Here is a 1,010-nt window from a genome sequence, read left to right on the forward strand (position 1 = left end):
CCTGCGCCCGGGGGGGGGCCCCCCCCCCCGCCCCCCCCCGCCCCCCCCCCCGCGGGGGGGGGGCGGGGGCGGGCCCCCCCCCCCCCCCCCCCCCCCCCCCCCCCCCCCCCCCCGGTCCGGGCCGACCGTATCGATCACGACGTCGGACAGGCTTCGGGTGTCTCCAGGTGTCCCTAGGTGTCCCTAGGTGTCGCCAGGTGTCCCCAGGTGTCTTCGGGTGTCTCCGGGGGTGTCCTACGTGCTCTGGACGAACTCGTAGGTGAGGAAGGCCAGGCCGTCACCGATGGTCGCGGCTTCCACCAGACGCATCGACTTCGTGCCGCGGGCCTCGCCGAAGAACCGTTCGCCGGCCCCGAGTACGACCGGGAAGACGACCAGCCGCACCTCGTCGACGAGGTCGGCCTCGATCAGAGTGCGTCCGAGCCGGTGGCTGCCCGGGACGACGATCTCCCCGTCCAGCTCCTGCTTCAGCTTCGCGACCTCGCTCACCACCTCGCCCCGCAGAACCGTCGAGTTGGCCCAGTCGGGTTCGTCGAGCGTCGAGGACACGACGTACTTGGGCATGCTGTTGATCCGGTCCGCGAGCTCGCCGCTCCGCGGCCGCCACCGCGTCCCGAAGAACTCGTAACTCTTGCGGCCGAGCAGCCAGGCCTCGGCGCGCAGCGCCTCCTCCAGCGCGATCTTGCTCCACTCGGCGAGATCCTCGCCCCCGAAGCGGGGGAACCAGCCGCCCAGCTCGAAGCCCTCCGCACCGTCCGGGTCCTGGACCACTCCGTCGAGCGAGACGTTCTGCGGCCCGCTCATCACGATCCTTCCCATGTCCGATCCCTCCTCGCACCTACGTTGTCGACCGTCACGGAGATACAGGCGTGGGGGGGGGGGGGGGGGGGGGGGGGGGGCGGCGCGCCCGCCGCCCCCGCCCCCCCCCCCGGGGGGGGGGGGGGGGGGGGGGCCGCCGAAACCAAACGCACCCCCCCCCCCCCGGGGCCCCGGCCGGGCGGGGGCGGGCC

Annotated in this window: 1 protein-coding gene; it reads right to left on the bottom strand. The window is 75.0% G+C overall.

The genetic code is table 11. The features are described from left to right. Window positions 1–234: 234 nt before the first annotated feature. On the bottom strand, window positions 235–819 hold the full coding sequence (locus tag ACFYYF_RS32185; protein WP_388780997.1) for a dihydrofolate reductase family protein: 585 nt from the start codon (window positions 817–819) through the stop codon (window positions 235–237). Between the last annotated feature and the right edge of the window lie 191 nt (window positions 820–1,010).

This window comes from Streptomyces sp. NPDC001914 (assembly GCF_042891215.1).
Classification (GTDB): Bacteria; Actinomycetota; Actinomycetes; order Streptomycetales; family Streptomycetaceae; genus Streptomyces.